General features: G+C 67.0%; 20 protein-coding genes and 2 tRNA genes. 11 read left to right on the top strand and 11 right to left on the bottom strand.

Annotated elements, in window-relative coordinates:
* Positions 1–97: 97 nt before the first annotated feature.
* The 8 genes from ACAM42_RS19750 to ACAM42_RS19715 all read right to left on the bottom strand — a co-directional run bounded on the left by ACAM42_RS19750 (position 98) and on the right by ACAM42_RS19715 (position 5,078).
* Positions 98–373 (bottom strand): hypothetical protein, encoded by a 276-nt coding sequence (locus tag ACAM42_RS19750; protein WP_369629096.1) that lies wholly within the window; start codon positions 371–373, stop codon positions 98–100.
* A gap of 55 nt (positions 374–428) precedes the next feature.
* Complete coding sequence (locus tag ACAM42_RS19745; protein WP_139704572.1) at positions 429–716, bottom strand: hypothetical protein; 288 nt, start codon at positions 714–716, stop codon at positions 429–431.
* Between the two features lie 321 nt (positions 717–1,037).
* Positions 1,038–1,114: transfer RNA gene (locus ACAM42_RS19740), tRNA-Arg, on the bottom strand.
* Between the two features lie 559 nt (positions 1,115–1,673).
* Positions 1,674–1,901, bottom strand: a complete 228-nt coding sequence (locus ACAM42_RS19735) for a hypothetical protein (protein WP_139140219.1) — start codon at positions 1,899–1,901, stop codon at positions 1,674–1,676.
* A 288-nt stretch (positions 1,902–2,189) separates the two neighbouring features.
* Positions 2,190–2,266: transfer RNA gene (locus ACAM42_RS19730), tRNA-Pro, on the bottom strand.
* 35 nt (positions 2,267–2,301) lie between these two features.
* Complete coding sequence (locus ACAM42_RS19725; RefSeq protein ID WP_095745562.1) at positions 2,302–3,006, bottom strand: glutathione binding-like protein; 705 nt, start codon at positions 3,004–3,006, stop codon at positions 2,302–2,304.
* Positions 3,007–3,107: 101 nt separating this feature from the next.
* Entirely contained in the window at positions 3,108–3,371 is a 264-nt protein-coding gene (locus ACAM42_RS19720) for a UBP-type zinc finger domain-containing protein (RefSeq protein ID WP_369629095.1), read from the bottom strand.
* Between the two features lie 27 nt (positions 3,372–3,398).
* On the bottom strand, positions 3,399–5,078 hold the full coding sequence (locus ACAM42_RS19715) for an FAD-dependent oxidoreductase (protein ID WP_369629094.1): 1,680 nt from the start codon (positions 5,076–5,078) through the stop codon (positions 3,399–3,401).
* A 158-nt stretch (positions 5,079–5,236) separates the two neighbouring features.
* Between ACAM42_RS19715 and ACAM42_RS19710 the strand changes: the two genes are divergently transcribed.
* The 4 genes from ACAM42_RS19710 (at position 5,237) to ACAM42_RS19695 (ending at position 10,041) form a co-directional block, all read left to right on the top strand.
* Positions 5,237–6,151 carry a GNAT family N-acetyltransferase gene (locus ACAM42_RS19710; protein ID WP_369629093.1) on the top strand — a complete coding sequence of 305 codons (915 nt, stop codon included), beginning with the start codon at positions 5,237–5,239 and terminating at the stop codon, positions 6,149–6,151.
* 185 nt (positions 6,152–6,336) lie between these two features.
* Complete coding sequence (gene ppk1 / locus ACAM42_RS19705; protein WP_369629092.1) at positions 6,337–8,475, top strand: polyphosphate kinase 1; 2,139 nt, start codon at positions 6,337–6,339, stop codon at positions 8,473–8,475.
* A 31-nt stretch (positions 8,476–8,506) separates the two neighbouring features.
* Positions 8,507–8,968 (top strand): histidine phosphatase family protein, encoded by a 462-nt coding sequence (locus tag ACAM42_RS19700; protein WP_369632787.1) that lies wholly within the window; start codon positions 8,507–8,509, stop codon positions 8,966–8,968.
* A 221-nt stretch (positions 8,969–9,189) separates the two neighbouring features.
* Complete coding sequence (locus tag ACAM42_RS19695) at positions 9,190–10,041, top strand: hypothetical protein (RefSeq protein WP_369629091.1); 852 nt, start codon at positions 9,190–9,192, stop codon at positions 10,039–10,041.
* A gap of 6 nt (positions 10,042–10,047) precedes the next feature.
* Here the strand turns inward: ACAM42_RS19695 and ACAM42_RS19690 are convergent, their stop codons facing one another.
* Positions 10,048–11,568 (bottom strand): Ppx/GppA phosphatase family protein, encoded by a 1,521-nt coding sequence (locus ACAM42_RS19690; protein WP_095745557.1) that lies wholly within the window; start codon positions 11,566–11,568, stop codon positions 10,048–10,050.
* A gap of 249 nt (positions 11,569–11,817) precedes the next feature.
* Here ACAM42_RS19690 and pstS point away from each other — a divergent pair, with 249 nt between their 5' ends.
* Genes pstS through phoR form a run of 7 tightly spaced genes read left to right on the top strand, consistent with a single transcriptional unit; the run spans position 11,818 to position 18,484 of the window.
* Positions 11,818–12,852, top strand: coding sequence for a phosphate ABC transporter substrate-binding protein PstS (pstS, locus tag ACAM42_RS19685; RefSeq protein WP_062473144.1), 1,035 nt, complete (start codon positions 11,818–11,820; stop codon positions 12,850–12,852).
* A 38-nt stretch (positions 12,853–12,890) separates the two neighbouring features.
* Positions 12,891–13,976 carry a phosphate ABC transporter permease subunit PstC gene (gene pstC / locus ACAM42_RS19680; RefSeq protein ID WP_095745556.1) on the top strand — a complete coding sequence of 362 codons (1,086 nt, stop codon included), beginning with the start codon at positions 12,891–12,893 and terminating at the stop codon, positions 13,974–13,976.
* Complete coding sequence (gene pstA, locus ACAM42_RS19675; protein ID WP_095950235.1) at positions 13,973–14,857, top strand: phosphate ABC transporter permease PstA; 885 nt, start codon at positions 13,973–13,975, stop codon at positions 14,855–14,857. Before pstC ends, pstA begins: the two co-directional genes overlap by 4 nt.
* A gap of 17 nt (positions 14,858–14,874) precedes the next feature.
* Positions 14,875–15,660, top strand: coding sequence for a phosphate ABC transporter ATP-binding protein PstB (gene pstB / locus ACAM42_RS19670; RefSeq protein WP_056580144.1), 786 nt, complete (start codon positions 14,875–14,877; stop codon positions 15,658–15,660).
* A 16-nt stretch (positions 15,661–15,676) separates the two neighbouring features.
* Positions 15,677–16,378 carry a phosphate signaling complex protein PhoU gene (gene phoU, locus ACAM42_RS19665; RefSeq protein ID WP_062473142.1) on the top strand — a complete coding sequence of 234 codons (702 nt, stop codon included), beginning with the start codon at positions 15,677–15,679 and terminating at the stop codon, positions 16,376–16,378.
* 31 nt (positions 16,379–16,409) lie between these two features.
* Positions 16,410–17,102, top strand: coding sequence for a phosphate regulon transcriptional regulator PhoB (gene phoB / locus ACAM42_RS19660; RefSeq protein ID WP_007836652.1), 693 nt, complete (start codon positions 16,410–16,412; stop codon positions 17,100–17,102).
* A gap of 44 nt (positions 17,103–17,146) precedes the next feature.
* Positions 17,147–18,484: a phosphate regulon sensor histidine kinase PhoR gene (gene phoR / locus ACAM42_RS19655; RefSeq protein WP_174254361.1), complete on the top strand. Its 1,338-nt coding sequence runs from the start codon at positions 17,147–17,149 to the stop codon at positions 18,482–18,484.
* A 16-nt stretch (positions 18,485–18,500) separates the two neighbouring features.
* Here phoR and ACAM42_RS19650 read toward each other — a convergent pair whose 3' ends face one another.
* The gene (locus ACAM42_RS19650) at positions 18,501–19,877 is read right to left on the bottom strand and encodes an MATE family efflux transporter (protein WP_369629090.1); all 1,377 of its coding nucleotides are present in this window, start codon (positions 19,875–19,877) and stop codon (positions 18,501–18,503) included.
* Between the two features lie 3 nt (positions 19,878–19,880).
* A complete protein-coding gene (locus ACAM42_RS19645) occupies positions 19,881–21,608 on the bottom strand; it encodes a hypothetical protein (RefSeq protein WP_369629089.1) in 1,728 nt (575 codons plus the stop codon).
* Between the last annotated feature and the right edge of the window lie 50 nt (positions 21,609–21,658).

The raw sequence follows: 21,658 nt of genomic DNA, 5'->3' as shown, positions 1-21,658 counted from the left end.
GCGGGCAAGGGTGGTCCTGAGGAGAGGAGAGAAAAATTGGACCACTGAACTCAGTCTGGTGGCCGATCTTCTCGATCGGCGCGCCGAGGCATATTGGCTATTGCATGTTCCCCCGGTTGTATTGGTCGAGCCCACGCTGAAAAGCCGTTTTCCCGTTGTACGCCTGGTCATTCTCCCGAAAATATTGGGCAGCAGTCTGAAAGTCCTTGGCGCATTGCTTGTAATGGTTGGCCGCCATCGGTCGGCGATTCTTCTCAGCCTCGTGAGCGGCAGTTTCACATTTTCTTTTATTGTCCATGGATGTCGTCCAATTGCTGGCGAGTGCATGAGAAGAGACGAATGCCAGCAAGATGGCGAGAGAAAATCGAATCATGTGAACTCCTATAAAACCCTGTTGGTCAATGATGAATTGCAAGCTTTATTTCGCCTCAGGGTTCCCGCCGGATGCGATTTGAGCGCTCCCTCGCTTCTTGAACGGATCCCGCTCCCCGGGTGTTGAATCGAACAAGGCACGAGGCGTGTGCGTCTTGGGCGCGTTTGAGCCTGGTGGCTGCGCAGTACTCTCTGTCGTCCTGTGTTCGCTCGCGCTGGCATTGCGCGCGCGTTGTCATGACGGCGCTGTCGAAGTCCCCGCATGCGCGCTGCGCTTCATTGGCGCCCGCAAGGGCGGCGTAAAGAAAAAGGCCGAATGCCAATAGCGGGTTCTTGTAATTCATCGACGTCTCCTCGTGGTGGAAGACCCGAATCTATCCATGCCATTTTGCAAACCAAATACCGCATTTGTGGGAGTCAACGGATACCGGTAGCACGGCAGCGATCACCTTTCGGAGGATGGCTGGGCGGTCTTGGGAGAGATCGGAGGGGGCTGTACCGCGAGGGAGCGAGCAGGCGACGGGCGGGTTAAATCGACTGCCGCATCCATGGGCAGCAAGCGTGTCGACTTGACGATAGCTCGCGCATGCGTGCTCTGTGCGTCGTCCTTCCGGCGGAGCAACGGCGCAAAAGTTGGAGAAACCCGTTGCGGTTGGAGACGCAAGTGGCCTGCCCGGAGGGGATCGAACCCCCGACAACCTGCTTAGAAGGCAGGTGCTCTATCCAACTGAGCTACGGGCAGATTCAAGTCGAGAAGCGAGGGCCGGAGCCTTCGGTCCTCGGGCCGCAAGGGATGCGGCAACAGACCCGAAAAATCAACGGTCTGGACGCTTCTGCCTCTGACCGGGGAAGCGCGGATTCTACCTACATCCCTCCATGCACGACGCCTTCGGCGGCGGTCGTTGAGAGGGCGAAAGGGCGGGGCTGGCGCGGGACGACACCCTGGCGGCCTCGGCGGCCTGCTTCGACACGAGCTGCTTCTTGCCGCAGGTGCTGCACCGGTAGAACCTGAGGGCCGGCAGCATCCTCATCCAGGCTCGTCGCTCGATGCGGCGAAGGCTGGCCAGGCCGCAGGAACATCGGAGAAACAGATTCAGCAGCATCACAGAAGAGTTCAAACCGGGAAGGTGTCGACACTCTTTCCCCGACGCTGCTTCGCGGTTTGCGCAACCGTGAAGCACCCGCGTTCGATTCTGTGGGGGCGCAGGGCATGCAGCGAAAGGGCTGCACGCGCAACAGATTGCTAAGGACGGCGTTTCGACCGTCCGATGCCTCTGTGGATCGCTGGGGCCGAAGGGGCGTCAGACGTTTTCCGAGCGGTACTTCCAGACCGCGTCGTTCACCGCGCGTTCGGACGCCAGTTGCTTCTTTCCGCAGGCGCTGCATTGGTAGAAGCGCAGGCTCGAGAAGAGCCGCATCCATGGCCGGCGCTCGATGCGTGCGAGATGCCTGAGGCCGCAAGAACAGCGGGAAAAGTAATTCAGCATCGGAAAAGGGTCCAGGGGTGAGGGTTCTGTTGCGACGTCCATCCCTGACTCAGCTCTTCGGCTTTGTAAACGCGATTCCGCTTACTTTGTAAACACGATCACGATTGGCTCGATTCTGCGTGAGCGCCGAGGGCCTCGCGGGTAGTTCCTTAAGAAAAAGGTTGTCTTGACGGTGTAACAACAAGGCAGCGGCGTTGCCCGATGTACGGAAAGCCGTGGGTCGTGCTACGAAACGTCTAAAGGGCGGTGAGATTCGCGGTGATCGCGAGCGGCCCGGAAAAGAAAAAAGCCTGCAACGATTTTCATCGTTGCAGGCTTTCACTTTTCTTTTGGTCGGGGCGAAAGGATTCGAACCTTCGACCCTCTGGTCCCAAACCAGATGCGCTACCAGGCTGCGCTACACCCCGCCAAGCCTTCCATTCTAGCCCGAATAAGAGGCCGCTCAGCGCTTCTCGTACTGTGTCTTGCCAAAAAGGATCTCGCGCGCCTTGTCATCGGTGATGGGACGACGCAGGTCGGCCAGCACTTTCACGCCGCGCTGCACGGCGGGGCGCGCGGCGATGCCGTCGAACCAGGCCTTCAGGTGCGGGTAGTCGGTGAGGGTGATGCCCTGGTTCTCCCAGCTGCGCAGCCACGGGAAGATGGCAATGTCGGCAATCGAATAGCTCGTGCCGGCGATGAACTTGTGCTTGGACAGCTGCCGGTCGATCACGCCGTACAGGCGCCGGGCCTCGTTGGTGTAGCGGTCGACGGCATAGGCGATCTTCTCGGGCGCGTAGATGCGAAAGTGGTGCGCCTGGCCGAGCATCGGACCGACGCCGCCCATCTGGAACATGAGCCACTGCAGCACGTCGTAGCGCTCGCGGTCGCCCGTGGGCAGGAACTTGCCGGTCTTGCCCGCGAGGTACACGAGGATGGCGCCCGATTCGAACAGCGAGATCGGCTGGCCGTCCGGTCCGTCGGGATCGGTGATGGCGGGGATCTTGTTGTTCGGGCTGATCTTCAGGAACTCGGGGGCGAACTGGTCGCCGGTGCCGATGTTCACCGGGTGCGCGTGGTACGGCAGGCCGCACTCCTCGAGCATGATGTGAATCTTGTGGCCGTTCGGCGTGGGCCAAGAATAAACCTCGATGGGCGATGCGGGCATGTCGCGGGCTCCGGAGTGAGAGGGTTGTGACGGGAGAACGGCAGCATATACACGCGCATCCGGACGCGTGCGGGTGCGGGCATTGGCCGTTCAGCCGCTGGTCACCCCACCTGCCGCTCGTGCGCGTTGCACCACATCCAATGCTCGCCGGGCTCGATCGACTGGATCACCGGATGCCCTTCGGCGCGCGCATGTTTCGTGGCGTGGCGGTTCTTCGACGAGTCGCAGCAGCCCACATGGCCGCAGTGCACGCACAGGCGCAGGTGCACCCAGGTGTCGCCGGTCTTCAGGCAGTCTTCGCAGCCGCGGGGTGTGTGCGGTGGGGCGAGGTCGGCGGGAAGGTGTTCGCAAGCTTGAATGGGCATGGGTGTCTCAGGACAAGAAGAATGGGTTCAGGCCACGGCCGAGGCCGACGACAGGTGCTGGTGAATGAGCGCCACCACCGCGGCGCCTTCGCCGATCGCACCGCCCACGCGCTTGACCGAGCCCGAGCGCACATCGCCCACCGCGAACACGCCCGACACGCTCGATTCGAGCGCCGTGGCCGGACGTGCCGGAAAGCCGCTGCTCGCGGCCGCACCGGTCAGCACGAAGCCGTGCTTGTCGACCGACACGCCGCAGCCTTCGAGCCATGACGTCTCGGGCTCCGCGCCGACGAACAGGAAGATGTTGCGCGCGGGGCAGTCGTGCTCCTGGCCCGAGGTGTGGCAGCGCCAGGTGGCGCCGGTCAGGCCCTCTTCGGGCGCGCCGTGCAGCCGCACGAGCTCGGTGTGCGGCTGCAGCGAGATGTTGGGCGTGGCCTCGATGCGGTCGATGAGGTAGCGCGACATGCTGGCCGCCAGCGACGGCCCGCGCACCAGCACGTTGACCTTGGCCGCATGGCGCGACAGGAACACCGCCGCCTGACCGGCCGAGTTGCCGCCGCCCACCAGCGCCACCTCCTGTTGCGCGCAGATCTTGGCTTCGATGGCCGAGGCCCAGTACCAGATGCCACGGCCTTCGAATTCGGCCAGGCGCGGCACGCCGGGTCGGCGGTAGCGCGCGCCGCTCGCAATGACCACCGTGCGCGCGCTGATCGTGCGGCCGTCGGTGAGCTTCAGCGCGAGACTGCCCAGCGCGTTCTCGCGCGAGCAGTCGAGCGCCGCCACCTGCGCCGGGATCAGCATCTCGACGCCGAACTTCTGCGCTTGCACGAACGCGCGGCCCGCCAGGGCCTGCCCGGAGATGCCGGTCGGAAAGCCCAGGTAGTTCTCGATGCGCGCGCTGGCACCTGCCTGTCCGCCGAAGGCGCGGCAGTCGAGCACGATCACGCGCAGCCCCTCGGAGGCGGCATACACCGCGGTCGCGAGGCCGGCCGGCCCAGCGCCGACCACGGCCACGTCGTAGAGCTCGTCGCGCGCGGCGGTGTCGACCATGCCGAGGCAGCGCGCCAGGCCTTCGTCGCTCGGGTTGACCAGCACCGAGCCATCGGGGCACACGGCGAGTAGCTGGTCGGGGCCGTATTGCGCGAGCAGCGCGGCGGCATCGGCATCGGCGGCTGCATCGACCAGGTGATAAGGATGGCCGTTGCGGCGCAGGAAGTTCTCCAGCCGCGCCATCTCGGGCGAATCGGGCCGCCCGATCAGCACCGGCCCCGCCGCACCCGATTCGATGAGCGCCACGCGCCGCAGGATCAGCGCGCGGGTGATGCGTTCGCCCAGATCGGCCTCGGCCACCAGCAGCGCGCGCAAGCGGTCCGGCGGCACGACCAGCGCCTCGACCTCTTCGTCGGCATGCCCGTCGACCAGGGCAGGGCGCCCGCTCAGCTGGCCGACCTCGGCGAGGAATTCGCCTGGCCCCTGGCGTGCGATCGGCACCACATGGCCCAGGCCGTCGCGCTGCGTGACGGCGACCACGCCCTTGAGCAGCACGAACATGCCGGCGCCGGTCTCGCCGGCGGTGAACAGTCGCTCGCCGCGCGCAAAGCGCTGCACGCTGCCGAAGCTGGCGATGCGTGCCATCTCGGCGTCACTGAGGACGGGGAAAGTCTGGTGCAGGCGGCTGTTGGGGGCGCCTGGTGCGTCGGTGGCCATGGGGTCGAACTCCGTGTCGCGAATGCCCCGCATTAGACGCCGAAGCGGCGCCAAAGCGACGCTGACGCGCGATGTAACAACGTCATGTGTCTGCCACGCCGCTGACATGCCGGTTTCATTGCGCGTGTCCAGACTCGGTCAGCAGAAAGGGATTTCCCATGAAAGAACTGCCGAACCCGACGTTTCCGCTCTCGCAGCTCGGACTGCGCGCAGCCTTGTGGCCCGCACCCGCTGCCGGAACCCCCGCCGTTGCTGCTGCCGCCGCCACCGTCGCCGCACTGGCCACCCGCACGTCGGTCCCCGAGGCGCCCCTGGCCGTCATCGTGCCGCCGGCCGCCGAAGCCAAGCCGGGCATCACGGTGAGCTGGGCGCGTCATCTGGATGACGTGCGCGCCGCGCAACGCCTGCGTCACGATGTGTTCGTCGGTGAGATGGGCGCGCGCCTGAGCACGCCGCTGGCCGGCCACGACATCGACCTCTTCGACGACTTCTGCGAACACCTGCTGGTGCGCGACGAACTCACCGGCCAGGTCATCGGCACGTACCGCGTGCTGACCCCGGCGCAGGCCCGCCGCGTCGGCAGCACCTACAGCGACACCGAATTCGACCTGACCCGCCTGCGCGACCTGCGCGAGCGCATGGTCGAGCTGGGCCGCAGCTGCGTGCACGCCGAACACCGCCAGGGCGGCGTGATCCTCGCGCTGTGGGGCGCGCTGGCCGGCTTCATGCACCGCAACAAGCTCGACACGATGATCGGCTGCGCGAGCATCCCGATGTCACACAACGGCGTGACCAGCGGCGACGCGGCGGCCAGCATCTGGCGCCAGCTCTCGGCCAGCCACCTCGCGCCGATCCAGTACCAGGTGCAGCCGCGCCTGCCGCTGCCGGTCGAACGGCTCGACAGCGCGCTCGACGTGGAGCCGCCTGCGCTCATCAAGGGTTACCTGCGCCTGGGCGCCAAGGTGCTCGGCGCGCCGGCCTGGGACCCTGACTTCAACACCGCCGACCTGCCGATGCTGATGCGCATCGACGACCTGCCGGCGCGCTACCGCAAGCACTTTCTCGGCGCATGAAGCCGGCGGCCATCCGGCCCGACGCCGGGCCGCACGCTGCTTCGCTGTCGTCGAATGTGTCAGGTTCGCTCTCTGCGGGGGAGGGCGCGTCACGCGAATGTCATGGAACTGTCATGGATGACGTTGACACTGTCATATTTCAGCCGACGTGTTCTCCCGTGCCGCTTGCTCCAGAATCAGTGCCCATGCCTTCCCTCTTCGCTGACCCGTCGCGCGCTGGTGAGGCGCCTCCGTTCGCGTTGCTGGACCGCGACCACAGCATCCTCTCGTTCAACGAACGCGTGCTCGACTGGGCGCGCCGCCCCGAGGTGCCGCTGATCGAGCGGCTGCGCTATCTGTGCATCGTGTCGTCGAACCTCGACGAGTTCTTCGAAGTCCGCGCCGCGCCGCACCTGATCGCCGGCAGCGCCGGTGACAACAAGGGCACCTACACCGTCGAATCCTTCGAGCGGCTGGCCGAGGCCGCCCATGCGCTGGTGGCGCGCCAGTACGCGCTGTACAACGACGAGCTGATGCCGGCGTTTGCCACGCACGGCATCCACATCGTGTCGCACGGCGAACGCAACCCGGCCCAGCGCAAGTGGGTCAGCGAGTATTTCGAGCGCGAAGTGCGCCCGCTGTTGATCCCCGTGGGGCTCGATCCGGCGCACCCGTTCCCGCAGGTGGCGAACAAGTCGCTGAACTTCATCGTGCGCCTGGGCGGCAAGGACGCCTTCGGCCGCGAGAACCCGATCCAGATCGTCAAGCTGCCGCGCGTGCTGCCGCGCCTCATCAAGATGCCGGCCAAGGTGTCGGACGGCAAGACGCTGTTCGTGGCGCTGTCGAGCGTGGTGCGCGCGCACCTGTCGAGCATGTTCCCGGGCCGCGAGGTGGGCGACTTCTCGCAGTTCCGCGTGACGCGCCACTCCGACCTCGCGGTCGACGAGGAAGACGTCAAGAACCTGCGCACCGCGCTGCGCCAGGGCCTGCAGCACCGCCACTACGGCCAGGCCGTGCGGCTCGAGGTGTCGGCCAGCTGCGCCGAATCGCTCGCGAGCTTCCTGCTGGCGCAGTTCAACCTGCCGCCGCAGGCGCTGTACCGCGTGCACGGCCCGGTGAATCTGGCCCGGCTCACGCAGTTCATCGACCTGATCGGCGAGCCGCAGCTGCGCTTTCCGCCGTACGCGGCGTCGTTCCCCGTCACGCTGTCGCCTGCGCAGTCGTTCTTCGACCGGCTGCAGCGCGGCGACGTGCTGATCCACCAGCCCTTCGAGAGCTTCGACGGCGTGCTGGCCTTCCTGCGCGACGCGGTGCTCGACCCGCAGGTGCTCGCCATCAAGCAGACCATCTACCGCACCGGCGCCGATTCGGAGCTGATGGACCTGCTGCGTGAAGCCGTGCGCCGCGGCAAAGAGGTCACGGTGGTGGTCGAACTGAAGGCTCGCTTCGACGAAGAGGCCAACATCAACTGGGCCGAGATGCTCGAGTCGATCGGCGCCCAGGTGGTGTACGGCGTGGTGGGCCTGAAGACCCACGCCAAGATGCTGCTGGTCACGCGCCGCGAGGGCAAGCAGCTGCGCCGCTACGGCCACCTGTCGACCGGCAACTACAACCCGCGCACGGCGCGGCTGTACACCGACATCAGCCACCTCACGGCCGACCCCGCGCTCACGGCCGACATGGAAGCCGTGTTCGTCCATCTGGCCAGCCAGAGCCGCCTGCCCAAGCTCAACCGCATGTGGCTCGCACCGTTCGACCTGCACAAGAACCTGGTCGCGCGCATCGATGCGCTGGGGCAGGCTGCTGCCAGCGGTGAGCCGACGCGCATCGTTGCCAAGATGAATGCGCTGACCGACGAGGCCATCATCGGCGCGCTCATTCGCGCGGGGCAGAAGGGCGTGAAGATCGACCTCATCGTGCGCGGCGCCTGCACGCTGCCGGCGCAGGTGCCGGGGCTCACCGACAACGTGCGCGTGCGCTCGGTGATCGGGCGTTTCCTCGAGCATTCGCGGGTGTTCTATTTCCGCCATGGCGAGGACGAGTCGCTGTACCTGTCGAGCGCCGATTGGATGAACCGCAACATGATGCGGCGCATCGAGCTGGCCTGGCCCGTGACCGATCCCACCCTGCGCCAGCGCCTCATCGACGAGTGCCTGGTGGCTTACCTGCACGATGGGCGCGACGCCTGGGACCTGGGCGGCGACGGTGTCTACCGACGTGTCGACCACGACACGCACTCCGGCGAGGCGGGTGCGTCCCCCGCGATCGAAGCGCATGGCGCCCAGGCCGCCTTGATGGGCCGCTATGCATCACGAGGAAACCACCGTGATGCGTCCTCCAATTGAAGTTGAAGAAGAAGTTCGAAAGACGATGAGCATGGACTTGATCTTCTGGCGTCACGCCGAAGCCGAGGACTGGACCGAAGGATGTGACGACATGCAGCGCTCGCTCACGCCGCGCGGCGAAAAACAGGCCAAGCGCATGGCCTCCTGGCTCGACCGGCAACTGCCCGACGGCACACGCATCGTGTGCAGCCCGGCGCGCCGCTGCGAGCAGACAGCCCTGGCGCTGGGCCGCAAGTACAAGGTGCGTTCCGAGCTGTCGCCCGACACCACCCCCGACGCACTGCTGGCCGCCACGGGCTGGCCCAACGGCAAGTCGGTGGTGCTGGTGATCGGCCACCAGCCCTCGCTGGGGCAGGCGATCTCGCTGCTGCTCGGCCTGAAGCAGGACAGCTGCCCGGTGCGCAAGGGCTCGCTGTGGTGGATCCGCACCCGCGAGCGCGACGGCGATGTGCAGACCGTCGTGGTGACGGTGCAGGCGCCCGAACTTCTCTAGCTGCCGTCCTTCCCCGCGGACACCCTGCCTGACGCTTGCGGACAGGCGCTTTGTCACGGTCGCGGGCAGAGGCGGCAGGGCGCTTGTCTCCCGGAAAAAGGGGCGAACCACTCATGCGCGCGCGCGGCGCAATTTCTACAGTGTGATTCCACGGCAGCGTGCTTTTGACGCCGATGCGGGAAAGAAGCGGTGCCGGTCGACCACATCACTGGGGAAGACGCATGAAACCGCTCAACACACTGCCAGGAAGCTTCGTGAACATGCTGCGTGCAGACGCGGACGTGCGGTTGAAGGCGCTGATTTTTCTGCTGGTTGCCGCAGCCCTGCTGTCGGGGTGCGCGACGAACACCGCCGCGCCTATGGCGCCGACCCGTCACGATGTCGCCCGGTCGATCGAGAAGATCGAGCTCATCTACAACCAGGAAGACCAACTGATCGTCACGGATGGCGGCGGGTCGGGGCTGACGGGCTTCGCAGGGTTTCTGGGACCCGTCGCTGCGCTGGTGGCCATCTCCGTCGATACCAACAGCCGACTGACGATGGCCGCCCGGACCGACCAGCGCAGCAAGGAGTTCACGGCCGCAGTGAAGAACAGCGGTGTGACCATGGGGCTCAACAGGCAGTTCGCAGAGCGACTGGCGGCGCGCCTGCGGGACAGTGGCCGCGAGGTGAAGCTGACGCCTTTCTTCCGCGCGACCGGAGAGCACGCGCAGATGCAGGTGCAGGAACTCCAGCCGACGCCCGGCTACAGCACATTGATCTTGCGGATCACGACGTCCTATGGCGCGGCCGATGCGACATCGAGCTTCAAGCCGTACGTCTGGGTGGAGCAGTTGCTGAGGGACGAGAAGCAGTCCGTCGTGGGCCAGACCTTGCAGGTCGCCGACCTGAGCGAGCCGACCTATCTCCTGTACGACGGCCTGCTCAAGGACACCGCAGGCGCTCGCGAAGGGTTGAAGCGCGGGCTTGACCAGATCGTGCAGCCGGCCTATGTCAGCCTGTTCGGGGAAGACGAACCGCGCAAGGCCAGCGCTGCGGCGGTCACGCAGACGGCCGGCATCGACACGAAGTGAAACGGCTCAGGCGCCGCTGAGTTCCACGCGCCAGTTGCCGGTCTTTTGCCAGGCCAGCACTTCCTCGCGCAGGAGGTGCGCCGACTGCGGGTACATCTCGGCCCAGTCGGGTGCGCAGGCGATCGTGAAGGCCCTGGCACCGAGTGCCGCGAGGTTCAGCGCCTGCGGCTCGGGGTCGCGGCGCGCGTGGCACAGGATCACCGCCAGGCGCAGCGCCAGCAGCTGCATCACGAAGGTCTCGTCGTCCAGCGAGGCTTCGAGCTTGCGCAGCTTGCCGCGCTGGCCCAGCACCAGCTGGCCGAGGGCGTGCAGTTCGTTCACCGCAAAGCCCGGGGCGTCGGTGTTGTCGAGGATGTAGGCGCCGTGCTTGTGGTAGTCGCTGTGCGAGACCAGCGCGCCGATCTCGTGCAGCTGCGCGGCCCAGCCGAGCTTGCGCAGCGCGCGGCCGGCGCGGCTCGAGGTGCTGCCGCCGCGGGCGGCGGGGGCGAGCTGCACGAACAGCGCGGCGGCGGTGTCGCTCACGCGCTTGGCCTGCGCCGGATCGACCGCGAAGCGGGTAGCGAGCCGCGCCACCGTGGCGCTGCGCATGTCGGCCACGCTCTCGTCGCGTTCGAGCAATTCGTACAGCACGCCGTGGCGCAGGGCGCCCTGGGCGACCTTCATTTCCTGGATGTCGAGCAGGTCGAACACCGCGCGCAGCACGCTCAGGCCGCCGCCGATCACGGCCTTGCGGTCTTCGCGCATGCCGTCGATGCGCAGCTTGTCGATGCTGCCGGCCTTGAGCAGGCGGTCGAGCAGCCAGTCGAGGCCCTCGCGCGTGACAAGGCCAGCTTCGCCGCCGGCCGCCGCGAGCACGTCGCCCACCGCGCCGATGGTGCCGGAGGCGCCATAGGCCACGTCCCATTGGTCGCGGGTGTAGCTGGAGAGCGCGTCGTCCAGCACGGCCTTGGCCGCCACTTCGGCGGCGCGGAAGGCGGGGGCGGTGAACTGGCCCTCGCCGAAATGCTTCATCGACCAGGCGACGCTGCCCACGCGGTACGACTCCATGCGCTCGGCCTCGAGGGCGTGCCCGATGATCATTTCAGTGGAGCGCCCGCCGATGTCGATGACGAGGCGGCGTTCCTGGTCGGACGCGTCGGTGTGCGGCAGGTGGTGTGCCACGCCCTGGTAGATCAGGCGGGCTTCTTCCCGGCCCGGGATCACGTCGATGCCGAAGCCCAGGATGGTGCGCGCGCGCAACAGGAACTCTTCGCGGTTGCGCGCTTCGCGCAGGGTCTGCGTGGCCACAGCGCGCACCTGCGAGCGCTTGAAGCCGGCCAGCCGCTCGCCGAAGCGGGCGAGGGCGTCCCAGCCGCGCTGCATGGCTTCGGTGGTGAGGTTGCGTGCGCTGTCCAGGCCGTTGCCCTGGCGCACGGTTTCCTTGAGGTACTCGGTGCGGTGGATCTGTCCGTGGTCGACCTGGCCGATTTCCAGCCTGAAGCTGTTCGAGCCGAGATCGACCGCTGCGAGGCGGGTGCCGTTTTGCATGTTGTAGTGAAGAGGGCGGTTCTCTGATCGTAGCGCCGTGACAGCAGGCGCCGCCTCCCAAGTCACGTCACGGCGAGGGCTGGAGGTTAGGCGGAGTGAATGACGGTTGTGTGACAGCGTCACACACAACAGGGGTGGCGCAGCGGCATTTTCCCTCGACAGAAGGGGTGTCACATCGATGTCACAAAAGCTTTTTAGAGTCCGTTCGAGCCCCCAAAGGGACTACTTCTTACTTCTCAAGGAAGCTTTATGAAAACGACGTTCAAATTTGCAACCGCCGGCCTCGTGACCGCGCTGTTCTCCATTTCCGCCTTCGCACAAGACGTGACCGGCGCCGGCGCCAGCTTCCCCGCACCGCTGTACGCCAAGTGGGCCTCCGACTTCAACAAGGCCACCGGCGTCAAGATCAACTACCAGTCGGTCGGCTCGGGTGCCGGCCTCAAGCAGATCGAAGCCAAGACCGTCGACTTCGGCGCTTCGGACGCTCCCCTGAAGGACGACGAGCTGCAAGCCAAGGGCCTGATGCAGTTCCCCACCGTCATCGGCGGCGTGATCCCCGTGGTGAACATCCCCGGCATCAAGCCGGGCGAGCTGAAGCTCAACGGCCAGGTGCTGGGCGACATCTACCTGGGCAAGATCACCAAGTGGAACGACCCCGCCATCAAGGCACTGAACGCTTCGCTGGCCCTGCCTGACGCCGCCATCGCCCCGGTTCGCCGCGCCGACGGTTCGGGCACCAGCTTCCTGTTCACCAACTACCTGAGCAAGGTCAACGCCGAGTGGAAGTCCAAGGTCGGCGAAGGCACGGCCGTGAACTGGCCCACCGGCGCGGGTGGCAAGGGCAACGAAGGCGTCGCCGCTTTCGTGAACCGCCTGCCCAACTCGATCGGCTACGTCGAGTACGCCTACGTCAAGCAGAACAAGATGACCTACGCCCAGCTGCAGAACGCCGCCGGCACGTTCGTCTCGCCCGACGACAGCGCCTTCAAGGCCGCCGCCGCCGGTGCCGACTGGAACAAGAGCTTCTACCAGGTGCTGACCAACCAGGCCGGCAAGGATTCGTGGCCCATCACCGGCGCCACCTTCATCCTGATGCACAAGGTGCAGGACAAGCCCGCCAGCGCCACCACCGTGCTGAAGTTCTTCGACTGGGCCTACAAGGGCGGCGACAAGACGGCCGACGAGCTGGACTACGTGCCGATGCCCGACGCCGTGAAGGCCACCATTGCCAAGGCATGGGGTGAAGTGAAGGACGCATCGGGCAAGCCGGTCGCGTTCAAGTAAGAAGCAACCCTTCATCCACCCTCCAGGACGGCGCGCCCATGAGCAACTCTTCGCTCCAGGACGCGCCGCTTTCGTCTTTGCCGGAGCGACCCGTGTCATCCACCTTCCCCGCTGCTGCCGCCTCCCTCGACCTCGCGGCCGAGCGCGCGCGCACCTCCGCTGCTCCTCCGCCGCCCGTCAAGGCGGCCCGTTCTGGCCCCATGGCCGACCGCCTCTTCGGCTGGGCCGCCAAGGGCGCCGCGCTGCTGACGCTCGCGATGCTGATCGGCATCCTGCTGTCGCTCGTCGCTGGCGCCTGGCCCGCCATTTCGAAGTACGGCCTCGGCTTCCTCACGAGCAGCGTGTGGGACCCGGTGAAGGACGAGTACGGCGGCCTCGTGATGATCTACGGCACGCTGGCCACCTCGTTCATCGCACTGGTGATTGCCGTGCCGGTGAGCTTCGGCATCGCGCTGTTCCTGACCGAACTCTCGCCCAACTGGCTCAAGCGCCCGCTGGGCACCGCCATTGAACTGCTGGCTGCCGTGCCGTCCATCGTGTACGGCATGTGGGGCCTGCTGGTCTTCGGCCCCATTCTTTCCACCTGGGTGCAGCAGCCGCTGCAGAAGCTGCTGGCCGGCGTGCCGTACCTCGGTGCCCTGGTGTCCGGTCCGCCCGTGGGCATCGGCATTCTGTCGGCCGGCATCATCCTGGCGATCATGATCATTCCGTTCATCGCCTCGGTGATGCGCGACGTGTTCGAAGTGACGCCCGCGCTGCTCAAGGAGTCGGCCTACGGGCTGGGCTCTACCACCTGGGAAGTCGTCTCCAAGGTCGTGCTGCCCTACACCAAGGCCGGCGTGATCGGCGGCATCATGCTCGGCCTGGGCCGCGCACTGGGCGAGACCATGGCCGTCACCTTCGTGATCGGCAACATGAACCAGCTCAACTCCCTGTCGGTGTTCGAGGCTGCCAACAGCATCACCTCGGCCCTCGCCAATGAATTCGCCGAAGCCGGCGCGGGCCTGCACCAGGCCGCGCTGATGTACCTCGGCCTCGTGCTGTTCTTCATCACCTTCGTCGTGCTGTCGCTCTCGAAGATGCTGCTGGCCCAGATGAAGAAGAGCGAAGGAACCAAGTCGTGAGCACCGCGCAAAACCTGATCAACGCCAAGACCCTGGCAGAGACGCGCCAGGCGAAGTTCGCCGCGCGCAACCGCGTCAACAAGATCGCCCTCACGCTGTCGCTCGCCGCGATGGCGTTCGGCGTGTTCTGGCTCGTGTGGATCCTCTGGGAAACGCTGCGCCAGGGCGTGGGCGGCCTGGCGCTGGCCACCTTCACCGAGATGACGCCGCCGCCGAACGAGGCGGGCGGCATCGCCAACGCCATCTTCGGTTCTTTCGTGATGGTGATGTTGGCGACCTTCGTGGGCACGCCCATCGGCATCATGGCCGGCATCTACCTGGCCGAGTACAACCCCAAGGGCCTGCTGGCCTCGATCACGCGCTTCGTCAACGACATCCTGCTGTCGGCACCGTCGATCGTGATCGGCCTGTTCGTCTACGCCGTGGTGGTGGCCTACTTCAAGACCTTCTCGGGCCTGGCCGGCGCACTGTCGCTGGCGCTCATCGTGATTCCGGTGGTGATCCGCACCACCGAGAACATGCTGCAGCTGGTGCCGCCGGGCCTGCGCGAAGCGGCCTACGCACTGGGCACGCCGAAGTGGAAGGTCATTCTCAGCATCACGCTGCGCGCCGCGCGCGCGGGTGTGGTCACGGGCGTGCTGCTGGCCGTGGCCCGCATCGCCGGCGAAACCGCGCCGCTGCTCTTCACCGCGCTGAACAACCAGTTCTGGACCGCCGACGTGAGCCAGCCGATGGCCAGCCTGCCGGTCACGATCTTCAAGTTCGCCATGAGCCCGTACGAGAACTGGCAACAACTGGCCTGGGCCGGTGTGTTCCTGATCACCGTCGCCGTGCTTGCCCTCAACATCCTGGCGCGCGTGCTGACGCGCAACAAACACTAAATCAAGAAGGCGCCAACATGCCAAACACCGTCGCACAACAACAACCGTCGCGCTCGAAGATCTCGGTCAAGGACCTGAACTTCTACTACGGCAAGTTCCACGCGCTCAAGGGCATCAACCTCGAGATCCCCGAGAACAAGGTCACGGCCTTCATCGGCCCGTCGGGCTGCGGCAAGTCGACCCTGCTGCGCACTTTCAACCGCATGTTCGAGCTGTACCCCGAGCAGCGTGCCGAAGGCACCATTGCGCTGGACGGCGAGAACCTGCTCACGTCCAAGCAGGACGTGGCGCTGATCCGCGCCAAGGTCGGCATGGTGTTCCAGAAGCCCACGCCGTTCCCGATGTCGATCTACGACAACATCGCCTTCGGCGTGAAGCTGTTCGAAAATCTGTCGGCCAGCGAAATGGACGACCGTGTCGAGTGGGCCCTGAAGAAGGCAGCCCTGTGGACCGAAGTGCGCGACAAGCTGCAGCAAAGTGGCTCGGGCCTGTCCGGCGGCCAGCAGCAGCGCCTGTGCATTGCGCGCGGTATCGCGATCAAGCCCGAAGTGCTGCTGCTCGACGAACCGTGCTCCGCACTCGACCCGATCTCGACCGCGAAGATCGAAGAGTTGATCGCCGAGCTGAAAAACGAGTACACCGTGGTCATCGTGACCCACAACATGCAGCAGGCCGCCCGCTGCAGCGACTACACCGCCTACATGTACCTCGGCGACCTGATCGAGTTCGGTGCCACCGAACAGATGTTCTTCAAGCCGCAGCGCAAGGAGACCGAGGACTACATCACCGGCCGCTTCGGTTGAAGTCAAAGGAAACACCATGACCGAGAAACACCTTTCCAGCCAGTTCGACAGCGAACTCAACGGCGTCTCGTCGCGCGTGATGGAGCTCGGCGGCATGGTCGAGTCGCAGATCCACCAGGCCGTGTACGCCCTGCTGCAGTTCGACGCCGAAGCCGCCGACCGCGTGATGGAGACCGAGCATCGCGTCAACGCGATGGAGATCGAGATCGACCGCGAGCTGTCGTCGATCATCGCCCGTCGCCAGCCCACGGCACGCGACCTGCGCCTCTTGATCGCCATCAGCAAGACCACCGCCAACCTGGAGCGCGTGGGCGACGAGGCCAACAAGATCGCGCGCATGGTCAAGTCGATCATCGAAAGCGGATCGGCCCGCCAGCTGCCCACCACCGAACTGCGCATTGCCGCCGACCTGGCCTCGAACCTGCTGCGCACCGCGCTGGACGCCTTCGCGCGCCTGGACACGGCCGCTGCGCTGTCGATCCTCAAGGACGACGACCTCATCGACAAGGAGTTCGACGGCTTCGTGCGCAAGCTGGTCACCTACATGATGGAAGACCCGCGCACCATCTCCGCCAGCCTGGACCTGCTGTTCCTGGCCAAGGCCATCGAACGCATCGGCGACCACGCCAAGAACATCGCCGAGTTCATCATCTACATCGTCAAGGGCGCCGATGTGCGGCACACTTCGATGGAGGAAATCGAGTCGGCATTGCAGTGACGACCGTCGCCGCAAAGACTCCCCATAACGCATGAAGAAACCAAGAGTCCTGATCGTCGAAGACGAATCCTCGATCGCCGAGCTGATCGCCGTCAACCTGCGCCACAACGGCTTCGAGCCGATCTGGTCCGAAGACGGTGCCGCCGCCCAGCGTGAAATCGACGCCTTCCTGCCGGACCTGATCCTGCTCGACTGGATGCTGCCGGGCCAGAGCGGCCTGCAGCTCGCGCGCCAGTGGCGCAAAGACCCGCGCACCAAGGCCATCCCGATCCTGATGCTCACGGCGCGCGGCGACGAGCCCGACAAGGTCGCCGGCCTCGATGCCGGCGCCGACGACTACATCACCAAGCCGTTCTCCACGCAGGAAATGCTGGCGCGCATCCGCGCCGTGCTGCGCCGCCGCGCGCCCGAGGTGGTGACCGAGCGCGTCGAGATCGGTGAACTGGCCCTCGACACCTCCACCCACCGCGTCACGTGGCAGGGCGGGGCGCTGAAGGTCGGCCCGACGGAGTTCAAGCTGCTGGCCTACCTGATGCAGCATGCCGAGCGCGTGCACAGCCGCGCGCAGCTGCTGGACAAGGTGTGGGGCGACCACGTCTACATCGAGGAACGCACGGTCGACGTGCACGTCAAGCGCCTGCGCGAGTCGCTGGGTGCGGCTGCGCCGATGGTGGAAACCGTTCGCGGAGCGGGTTACCGGCTGACGGCCCAAGTCACGGTGTGAGCAGCGCCGTGAGCCTCGGCGGCGGGCGCGGATAATCGCCCGCCATGCCTTTCCGTATTGCTACTTTTTTAATAGCGTCCCTCGTAATTGCGGCGGGCGCTGTCGGCCTTTTCGGCTGGAAGTACGGCTGGCTGGGCGCCTGGCTGGGCGCGGTGCTCTGGCTGGGCTTCGATGCCTGGCGCGCCGAACGCCTGCTGCGCGTGCTGCGCAACGACGCTGCCGGGCTGCCGTCGCGCGGTCCGGGCGTGTGGGGCGAGCTCTCGGAGCGCATCCGCAAGCTGCTGCGCGAGCGTGAACAACAGACCCGACAGGCCGAAGACCGGCTGCAGGAATTCCTGGCCGCCATCCAGGCTTCGCCCAACGGCGTGGTGCTGCTCGACGAGCAGGGCCGCATCGAGTGGTGCAACCAGACAGCGGCGGGGCAGTTCGGCATCGATGCCGAGCGCGACCTGCTGCAGCACCTGGCGAACCTCGTGCGCGATCCGGCGTTCGTGGCTTACCTCGCGTCGTGGAACTACAGCCGCGATGTAGTCATCGACGCGCCCGGCCTCGTGCATGCACAACATCGCGGCCACCCGGTGCGGCTGTCGGTGCAGGTGCATCCCTACGCCGGCAACCGGCGCATGCTGCTCACGCGCGACATCACGGCGCTGGAGCAGGCCGAGGCGATGCGGCGCGACTTCGTGGCCAACGTGTCGCACGAGATCCGCACGCCGCTCACGGTGCTGGCCGGCTTTGTCGAGACGCTGCAGAACCTGCCGCTGGATGCCGACGAGCGCACGCGCTATCTGTCGCTGATGGGGCAGCAGTCGCATCGCATGGAAACGCTGGTGAACGACCTGCTGACGCTGTCGCGCCTCGAAGGCAGCGCGGCGCCGTCGGGCAACCAGTGGGTGCGCATGCGCGCGCTGCTGGCGCAGTGCGAGGACGAGGGGCGCGGCCTGTCGGGCCGGCTCACGCCGCAGGGGCACCGGCTCACGTTCACGTCGGAAGCCGAGTCCGAGCTGTCGGGCGCGCCGACCGAACTGCAGAGTGCGATGTCGAACCTCGTGAGCAATGCCATCCGCTACACGCCGGGCGGCGGCGAGGTGGTCGTGACCTGGCGGGTGCTGCCTGACGGGCGCGGCGAATACGCCGTGCGCGACACGGGCCCGGGCATTGCCGCCGAGCACATTCCGCGGCTCACCGAGCGCTTCTATCGCATCGACCGCAGCCGCTCGCGCGAGACCGGCGGCACGGGGCTGGGGCTGGCGATCGTGAAGCACATCGCGCAGCGCCACGGCACCGAGCTGCGCATCGAAAGCACGGTGGGCAAGGGCAGCCGCTTCGCGCTGCTGTTCCCGGCGACGCGCGTGCGCGAAGCGCGCGTGATGAGCAAGTAAGCGAGTCGCGTGGCCTTCAGCGGGCCCGCGCCTTCATCGTCCAGCGCAGCAGCGCCACGAACAACAGCGCGGTGAGCGCCAGTGCCGCGGCGCTCATGATCCAGAACGCCAGCGGCGACTGCATGGCCGGCCACGGCCCCAGGCCGCGGTAGGCCAGCAGGTAGCTGCCGCCCAGGCCCATGCCCCAGAGCATCGCGCAATAGACGACCAGCGGCGCCAGCGTCACGCGGTAGCAGCGCAGCACGAAGACGCACAGCGTCTGGAACGCATCGGCGATGTGATACAGCGCCACCGTGGTCAGCAGCGCCGCCGCCATCGCGATCACGGCCGGGTTGTCGGAGTACACGTTGGCGAGCTGCATGCGGAACACGGCCATCGCGCCGGCATAGAGCAGGGCAAACAGGGCGGTGAGCTCGAAGCCCAGCCGGCAGGCACGGCGTGCCCGGGCGCTGTCGCCGGCGCCGAGCCAGAAGCTCACGCGTGCGCTGGTCGCGATGGCGAGCGACAGCGGCGTCATGTAGGCCACGGCCAGCAGGTTCGAGGCGATCTGGTGCGCGGCCGCGGCCGCGGTGCCCAGGCGCGCGATGAAGAGCGCCATCAGCGTGAACGAGGTCACTTCCACCAGCACCGCGAGGCCCCCGGGCACGCCCAGCCGCGCGAACAGGCGGATCTGGCGCCAGTCGGGCGCCTCGATGCGTTCCCACAGCTGGTAGCCGCGGTAGAACGCGCCGTGGCGCAGCAGCCAGACCGCGCAGCCGAGCATGGCCCAGTTCACGCACAGCGTGGCCCAGGCGCAGCCCACCAGCCCCATCGCCGGCAGGCCGGCACCGCCGAAGGTGAACCAGACCGACAGCGGCAGCTTCACGAGCAGCGAGGCCAGCTGCAGCCAGGTCACGAGCTTGGGCTTGCCCAGGCTCTGGTTCAGCGTGCTGAAGAGGCGAAAGAGCAGGGCGGGTGCCAGCGCGAAGGCCAGCACCGCGAGGTAAGCCTCGACCTCGCCGCGCATGTCGGCGGGCACCTGCGTCCAGCGCAGCGCGGCGCCGGGCAGCAGCAGCACGGTCATGCCGACCACGACGGCGATGGCTGCGAGGTAGAGCGACTGGCGCACCGAGCGGCCGATTTCGCTGCCCCGGTTGGCGCCGTGCAGTTCGGCCCACACCGGCAGCAGCGCCTGCAGCACGCCCATCAGCGAGACATACACGCTGACGAAGATCGCGGCGCCCACCGACAGCGCGGCCAGTGCGCCTTCGGAATAGCGGCCCGCGATGATGGTGTCGGCCACGCCGAAGGCCATCACGGCCAGCTGGCCGATCAGCACCGTGCCGGCGTGCCGTGCGATGAGTCCCCGTTCGCTGGTGGTGTTCTTCTGTGTGCTGTCGGTGCTGCTGCTCACGGGTCAGCGCACGATCTTTTCGTAGAGCAGCAGGTCGTCCGCAGGGCTGCTGGGACGGCGCAGGGTGCCGCTGAAGCGCCACTGTTCCAGCGGGATGATGGTGTGCAGCCGCTCGATGGTGTCGGGGCTCACGAGCAGCCACGGGCAGTCGTTGCCCAGCAGCAGCGGCTGCAGGTTGAGGTTGCCGTGGTGGCGCAGCGCCGCGACGTGCGGCCGGCTCAGCGCCAGCTCGGCGACGCAGCGCGGGTGGCCGATGCGCTCGGTCACGGCGCGCACCTGCGGGACGTAGCTGCGCGCGTAGTCGATGGACGGCAGCCACAGCGTCATCAGCAGCATCCAGCACAGCGCGGTGCCGCCGGCCGGCAGCACCAACGTCTTCCAGAGCGCGGCGCGATGGCGCCCGGTGCGCCAGCGCACCAGCCAGCACCAGGCCAGCGTGGCGGCCAGGGCGAGCACGAAGGCCACCGGCGAGAACTCGGCCACGAAGCCCGGCACCAGCCGCGCCACGCTGGCGGCCGGCTTGCGCGGCGCGCCGGTCAGCATGGCGATCCAGTACATCCAGCCGAGCACGGCCAGGCCGCTGAAGAACAGCACGTTGAACCAGTCGATCAGCGCGGCCGCGCTGCGCCGGAAGGTCGGCAGCGCAAAGGCCGCCAGCGTGGCGAAGGCGGGCAGGGCCAGCAGCAGGGAGCGGTCGGAAAAATCGGTGGTCCAGGTGGCGGCCAGCGGCACCAGCGCGAACCACAGCGGCAGCGCGACGTGGCGCTCGAGCCACTGGCGGCGCCAGCGCCAGAGCGTCCAGATCGCGAGCGGCCAGACCGGCCAGGTGAACCACAGCAGCAGCTTGGCCTGGCTGCGCACGTCGGACAGCAGCGAGTGGCCCAGCGTGATCTTCCATTGCGCCAGGCCCAGACCGAAGACCAGCGCGGCGGCCAGCACGGTGATGCCGACCATCGTCAGCAGGGCGGGCAGGGTGAAGCCGGGGCTCTCGTCGTCGCTGCGGCCTTCCGCTGCACGGATGGCGCGCTGGTGGCGCTCGTAGGCCATGTACACGGCGCTGCCGATCGCCAGCGCAAGGCCGACCGTCGGTCCGCCGCTCAGCGTCATGCCGAGGGTGCCGACCACGAGCGCGATCACCGGGCCGACGCGGCGGTAGGGCAGTGCGGCCACGCCGTAGAAGAGGTGCGAGGCGAAGTACAGCTGCGCCAGCGCGGGCGTGGTTTCATGCCCCAGCTGAGCCAGGCCCAGCGAGGCGATCAGCGCCAGCAGGCCGCCGTCGGCAATGGCGCGGGCGTAGTCGGTGGGGCGTGCCTCGCCGCCGAAGGCAAAGGCCACGGGCTGGGCGCGCGGCGTGCGGGCCAGGTAGTAGACGGCGTACCAGGTCGCGGTGAAGGTGCCCCACAGCATCAGCGCGAACACGAAGCGCACGGCCAAGTCGGGATTGACCCACGACGGGGCGAGCTGGATCGCCCAGGCGCCGATCCAGTAGGGGATCAGCGCGGGGGTCTCGGGGCGCATGCCCAGCAGCAGCGGATCGAACCAGCGGGCGATGCCCTCGGTGCTGCGGGCCAGCTCGGCCATGTAGCCGAAGGCCGTGATGTCGGCGCTCTTCCAGGGGCCCCGGCCGAGCAGGCCCGGCAGCAGATAGGCCGCGCACAGCAGCAGCAACGCGACGCGCGGCAGCCGGCGTACGGCATTCTGGGCAACGATCGCGGGGGTCGGCTGGTTCAAGGGCGAGGCGGAAGAGGCGAAGGGGTGATTGGAAAGAAAAAGGGCAGCGC

Origin of the sequence: Variovorax sp. V35, assembly GCF_041154465.1 — a bacterium.
Lineage (GTDB): Bacteria > Pseudomonadota > Gammaproteobacteria > Burkholderiales > Burkholderiaceae_C > Variovorax > Variovorax boronicumulans.
The sequence above is the reverse complement of the archived record's forward strand: the minus strand, read 5'-3'. Positions and strand labels throughout refer to the sequence as shown.

Excerpts from the sequence above, each read along its gene's own strand:
- ACAM42_RS19750 (WP_369629096.1), bottom strand. The coding sequence starts at position 373 with ATGATTCGATTTTCTCTCGCCATCTTGCTGGCATTCGTCTCTTCTCAT.
- ACAM42_RS19745 (WP_139704572.1), bottom strand. The coding sequence starts at position 716 with ATGAATTACAAGAACCCGCTATTGGCATTCGGCCTTTTTCTTTACGCC.
- ACAM42_RS19735 (WP_139140219.1), bottom strand. The coding sequence starts at position 1,901 with ATGGACGTCGCAACAGAACCCTCACCCCTGGACCCTTTTCCGATGCTG.
- ACAM42_RS19725 (WP_095745562.1), bottom strand. The coding sequence starts at position 3,006 with ATGCCCGCATCGCCCATCGAGGTTTATTCTTGGCCCACGCCGAACGGC.
- ACAM42_RS19720 (WP_369629095.1), bottom strand. The coding sequence starts at position 3,371 with ATGCCCATTCAAGCTTGCGAACACCTTCCCGCCGACCTCGCCCCACCG.
- ACAM42_RS19715 (WP_369629094.1), bottom strand. The coding sequence starts at position 5,078 with ATGGCCACCGACGCACCAGGCGCCCCCAACAGCCGCCTGCACCAGACT.
- ACAM42_RS19710 (WP_369629093.1), top strand. The coding sequence starts at position 5,237 with ATGAAAGAACTGCCGAACCCGACGTTTCCGCTCTCGCAGCTCGGACTG.
- ppk1 (WP_369629092.1), top strand. The coding sequence starts at position 6,337 with ATGCCTTCCCTCTTCGCTGACCCGTCGCGCGCTGGTGAGGCGCCTCCG.
- ACAM42_RS19700 (WP_369632787.1), top strand. The coding sequence starts at position 8,507 with ATGGACTTGATCTTCTGGCGTCACGCCGAAGCCGAGGACTGGACCGAA.
- ACAM42_RS19695 (WP_369629091.1), top strand. The coding sequence starts at position 9,190 with ATGAAACCGCTCAACACACTGCCAGGAAGCTTCGTGAACATGCTGCGT.
- ACAM42_RS19690 (WP_095745557.1), bottom strand. The coding sequence starts at position 11,568 with ATGCAAAACGGCACCCGCCTCGCAGCGGTCGATCTCGGCTCGAACAGC.
- pstS (WP_062473144.1), top strand. The coding sequence starts at position 11,818 with ATGAAAACGACGTTCAAATTTGCAACCGCCGGCCTCGTGACCGCGCTG.
- pstC (WP_095745556.1), top strand. The coding sequence starts at position 12,891 with ATGAGCAACTCTTCGCTCCAGGACGCGCCGCTTTCGTCTTTGCCGGAG.
- pstB (WP_056580144.1), top strand. The coding sequence starts at position 14,875 with ATGCCAAACACCGTCGCACAACAACAACCGTCGCGCTCGAAGATCTCG.
- phoU (WP_062473142.1), top strand. The coding sequence starts at position 15,677 with ATGACCGAGAAACACCTTTCCAGCCAGTTCGACAGCGAACTCAACGGC.
- phoB (WP_007836652.1), top strand. The coding sequence starts at position 16,410 with ATGAAGAAACCAAGAGTCCTGATCGTCGAAGACGAATCCTCGATCGCC.
- phoR (WP_174254361.1), top strand. The coding sequence starts at position 17,147 with ATGCCTTTCCGTATTGCTACTTTTTTAATAGCGTCCCTCGTAATTGCG.